Source organism: Microbacterium sp. Soil_C_42, assembly GCF_057656735.1.
Genome location: NZ_JBDGJU010000008.1, coordinates 141,505 through 146,316, shown reverse-complemented (window position 1 = coordinate 146,316; position 4,812 = coordinate 141,505). Strand labels below are relative to the sequence as shown.

The 4,812-nt window shown below is 73.6% G+C and carries 3 protein-coding genes; 1 reads left to right on the top strand and 2 read right to left on the bottom strand.

Features of this window, described 5'->3' with window-relative positions; genetic code table 11:
* Positions 1–2,930, bottom strand: a 2,930-nt coding sequence (locus AC3A46_RS07715) for a DUF5107 domain-containing protein (protein WP_487664617.1), incomplete at its 3' end; no start/stop codon positions are given.
* A 94-nt stretch (positions 2,931–3,024) separates the two neighbouring features.
* Here AC3A46_RS07715 and AC3A46_RS07710 point away from each other — a divergent pair.
* Positions 3,025–3,888 (top strand): AraC family transcriptional regulator, encoded by an 864-nt coding sequence (locus AC3A46_RS07710; RefSeq protein ID WP_487664616.1) that lies wholly within the window; start codon positions 3,025–3,027, stop codon positions 3,886–3,888.
* A 150-nt stretch (positions 3,889–4,038) separates the two neighbouring features.
* Here AC3A46_RS07710 and AC3A46_RS07705 read toward each other — a convergent pair whose 3' ends face one another.
* A complete protein-coding gene (locus tag AC3A46_RS07705) occupies positions 4,039–4,611 on the bottom strand; it encodes a YdeI/OmpD-associated family protein (protein ID WP_487664615.1) in 573 nt (190 codons plus the stop codon).
* Positions 4,612–4,812 lie beyond the last annotated feature (201 nt).

The window sequence follows — 4,812 nt, the reverse complement described above, 5'->3', positions numbered from 1 at the left end:
GCACCTGCCGCGTCGCCGGCAGCCGCGCGCGCGGCGCCGAGCAGCACCCACCGCTGCACCGGACGCTCGGCCGGGTGGCGTCCCTCGCCGAGGGTGCGCGGCGGGACGAAGCCGGACTCCAGCAGCGAGACCGCATCGGCCGGCGCCGTCTCGAGCATCCGCTCCGCGCGTCGGCACGCGGCGCGGTCGTACGCTGCGATCACGAGACCCTCGCCGCCCTCGAACGGCCGGAAGCGGCGGGTCGTGAGCAGCAGCCACGCCTCGTCGGTGCGCCCGACATCGAGCAGCAGGTTCGCATGGCGCACCGCCAGGTCGTCGCGGGCGTCGAGCAGGACGGCGTGGGCCTCGAGCAGCGAGAGCCGGGTTGCGGCATCCATCCCCCGCCGCACCGCGAGCACGTCGCGCTCGAGAAGCAGCCGCGCGTCCGGGCGCAGAGACAGGGCGTGGGCGAGCGCCGCGTCGGCCGCGGCCTCGTCGTCCTTCACCGCCACGATTGCGATCGCGAGGTTGCGCCACACCACCGGGTCGGTCGAGCCGCCCTCGGCCGCGGAGCGCAGGTGGGCGAGAGCGTCGGCGTGACGGCCGGCGTCGAGCAGCCACATGCCGAGGAGCCCCGCGGCGACGGCGTCGTCCGGGTCGGCGGCGACCGCGGCGACGAGCGCGTCGAAGTGATCGAGGCCGGCCGGGAAGGAGAGCGCCGCCGAGGCGCCGCGCGCCAGGGCGCGCTCGCCGGCCGCCTCACCGGCGCGTCCGGACCGTTCGAGCCAGTGCGCGCGCAGGTAGTGGCGGAGCGGACCCGCGAGACCCGCCGAGGGCGTGCGTTCGACGGCGGCTGCGGTGGCCGCGAGTGCCTCGTCGACGGCGCCGGCCCGCGCGAACTCGGCACCGACTTCGAGTGCCGTGCGGGCATCGCGATCGATCGGCTCGCCCGCGAGCGCACGGGTCGCCGGGTCGAGGGGGTCGGCCGCGAGCAGCCCGGCGACGTGGGCGACGGATGCTGCGACCTCACCGCGGCGGGCGAGTGCCAGGGCTTCGATCCGCCCCGCCTCGGGGATCGGCGCCGCCGAGCGGGCGAGGTCGAGCGCGGCGGCCGTCGATCCCGCGCGCAGGGCGATGCGTGCCCGCGCGAGCATCGCCCCCGGCGCGAACGCCGCGTTCCAGGCGGCCTTCGCCAGGCAGCGATCGGCCGCGTGGTCGTCGCCGAGCCGTTCGTGCACGAGGCCGAGCAGGTAGGCGGCTTCACCGTCGCGCGGGTTGAGGTTGCGCCGGGTGAGCTGCGCGGTGGCCGCCTCGAGCAGATCTCGCGCCGCGAGATATTCGCCGCGGGCGAGGTGCCACGATCCGAGCGCGGTCGCCGCGCGGGAGTCGCCCGGGTCACGTCGCAGCGCCTCGTGCAGGTACGGCACCGGCGAGCGGGTGGGATGGCGGTACTGCAGGAGGTGCACGGCCGTCGCGTACAGCTCGTCGTTGGACGCGATGTCGTCGGGCAGGGGCGGCGCGGTCGCGACCCAGGGCTCGCCCGCGTTCCCGGCTCGCGCCCGCCAGACGACGAGGGTCTCGCCCGCGTGGAACACCAGCGCCTCGAGCCCCGCGGCATCCGCCGCGATGTCCGCGACGGCGGCGAACGGGGCGTCGGGGCCGAGGTCGGCGGTCCAACGCGCGACCGTCGCACCGCCTCGACGCACCTCGATCACCGCCGCCGGGAGCGCCCGCGTCGCGATCGCCGTGATGAGCGTGTCGTCGCCGTCGGCGCGCACGCCGATCGCGGCATCCATCGTCGCCTGCCGCACGGCTCCGGTGGCGTGGATCGGGTACCAGTACTGACGGAACCGCTTGGTCTCGCCGGGGAGCATCCAGCTGAAGTCGGGCTGATTGTCGGTGTAGACGCCGGCCATGAGCTCGACGTACGGGCCGTCGTCGTCGGTGAGCTGGTCATCCCATGCCCGCCCGATCGGGCCGTCGCCCCACGTCCACTGCTTCTTGCCGGGAGAGATCGCTCGGTCTGCCCAGTGCACGAAACCGGCATCGGCCGCGTGGTCGTAGCCGCCGAAGAACGCGTCGTCGGTGTCGGTGATCATGTACGACGTCGGCACCGGGATGTTGCTGTAGACGTCGATGCGGTCGGCGTCCGCACGCTCCGCTGCGAGTGCCGGGTAGTCGACGCCGTAGTAGGGGCGGTCGGCGCGCGGGAACGCGGAGATCGCCCGGCGCGCGTGGTCGGCGACGAACGCGACGTCGTCGGGGAAGAACGACTGATACCTCTCGTGCGCACGCGCCGCGACGTTGGCCCACCACAGGAACGTCTGCGGGACATCGGTGCGGTTGTGCAGTGCCGCCTCCAGCTCGATCAGCGACGATCCCGGCCGCAGCCTCACGCCGTGCACCCCGCGCATGCGCTGCAGCGGGTCGAGGTCGCTGTGCCATACGACGACGGCGCCGTCTGCCTCCCGCTCGATGCGGGTGTCCACCGGGAGGAACGTCGCGGGCCGATGGTGCTGCGGCCAGTTGAACTCGACGCCGCCCGAGATCCACGGGCCGGCGAGCCCCACGAGCGCGGGCTTGATGACGTTGTTGCGGTAGAAGAAGTCGTAGCCCGCCACTTTGTCGTAGCCGATGTGGATGCGGCCGCCGATCTCGGGCAGGAGCGCGAGGCGCACGTAGGCGTTCTCCAGGTGGATGGCCTGCCACTGCCGCGGCGCCTTCTCGTGCGCGACGCTGTCGATCATCGGCAGCGGATACACCTTGCCGCTGGACCCCTGGTACACGCGGCGATCGAGGAAGAGCGGGTAGGGGTCCGGCTCGCCCGGCTCGTACGTGTCGATCCAGAGGGGCTCGCTCCAGCACGCGACTCCGCCCGCCGCGAGGATCGCGGCCTGATCGGCGGGAGCTGCGGGGAGCTCGATGCGGCTCCGGGTGTCGGCGTCGGTCACCCGGCAAAGCTACGCGCGCGGGGGCCTATGCGACCATGGCGGATCGTGGCGGTGACCTGGACGATCCAACGGTCATTCGTGACAGGATGCCGGAGTGGAGCGCGCGGAGGGTTTCGAGCGGGAGCGGCTGAGCGTCGTCCCTCGTCCTCTCGTCGACGCCGCACTCGAGCGGCCGGTCACACGGCGCATGCTGGTGACGGATGCCGGGTACTTCCCGCGCGCGAGACACCACGGGCGACATCGCCCCGGTGGGGCGGCGGAGACGATCGTGATCGTGTGCGTCGCCGGGTCGGGGTGGGTGGAAGCGGAGGGCGTCCGCACGCGCGTGGGGAGTTCGACGGCGATCGTCATCCCCGGCGGTGTGGCCCACTCGTACGGTGCGGATGCGACCGATCCCTGGACGATCTGGTGGTGCCACGTGCGCGGGACCGACGTGCTCGAGCTCACCGAGGCGGCCGGTGCCCGTCCCGGCCGGGTGACGCTGTCACTGCGCCAGGTCGAGCGCGTCACCGCCCTGCTCGACGAGATCTCGGTGTCGCTCGCTCTCCAGCCGACGCCGGCGCGTCTCATCGCGACGTCGGGACTGGCGTGGCGCCTGTTCACCCAGCTCGTCGCCGATCGGGCTCTTCCGAGCGAGGGAGCGCCCGTCGAGCGGGCGATGCGCTATCTCGAGGAGCGTGTCGACGGGCGCGTGCAGGTCGCGGAGCTCGCCGCCATGGTCGGGGTGTCGCCGTCGCACCTCGCCGCGCTGTTCCGCCAGGCCACCGGCGGCGGTGTGCACGCGCACCACCAGTCCCTGAAGATGGCGCGTGCCCGGGCGCTGCTCGACACGACCGATCTGCCGGTCGCCGAGGTCGGGCGCCGGGTCGGGCTCGACGACCCGTTCTACTTCTCGCGGCAGTTCCGCCGCACGCACGGCATGAGTCCGCGGGCCTACCGCGAGCAGCACAAGGGCTGACGGGTGTCGCGGCCGGGCCGGCCGTCGGGGCGGGTCGGGATCAGTCGCGCTTGCCCCGCCCGCGCCACCACTGCCAGATGATGACGGTCAGCGTGCCCAGCGTGATGAGGGCTGCGGTCAGCAGGAGCAGCGTCTGCTCGGTCTCGGAGATCACGGGCGCCTGCCTTCCGCGGCATCCGCCACGATCTTCGCGACGCGCGCGGCGCGGGTGTCGGGGCGCCGTGCCATGTCGACGTGCGAGATGCCCAGCTTGCGGCTCGACGGCGGGAACGCGTCCCACGCGGTGCGCGCAGCGGGCGCGGCGTCGAGCGCGGCGGCGAGGTCGTCGGGCTCGCGCAGCGCCTCGGCGTTGTCGAGCACCGTCCACGCGCCGTTCGCCTTGGCGACCTCGACCGCCCGATAGCCCGCCTCGGTGATCAGGCCGGCCTGTTCGAGCTGGATGAGCCGCGCCTTGTTCGTCGCCGCCCAGCCGCTCGTCGCGCGCCGCGGCGCGAACCACAGGCCGCCGCGCTCGTCATCGAACGAGCGCACCGGTCCATCGATCCACCCGAAGCAGAGGGCTTGCAGGATCGCGTCCTCGTACCCGATGACCTCGAGGTCCGAGCCCGGTCGCGCCCGCACGAGCCACGCGCCCTTGGAGGTGCGATGGTTGGCGTCGAGCCACGCGCGCCAGGCCGCAGCATCCGTCACTTCCACCATCTCGCCGTCGTCGAGCGCACCCATGCCGCGACCCTACCGGGAGCCGGCGACGTCGCGCCCGGCGACCTCGCGCACCGTGTCGGCGAGCCGATGTGGGCATGCGGCACGCGTCCAACCGAGAGCGCGTCCGTGCGCTGCACGACGTCGCCGCCGTGATCGGTGCGACGCCGCACCCGACGCAGGCCCCGGGCGCAGCATCCGTTCTCCTCATTTGAGGTCGTGGGC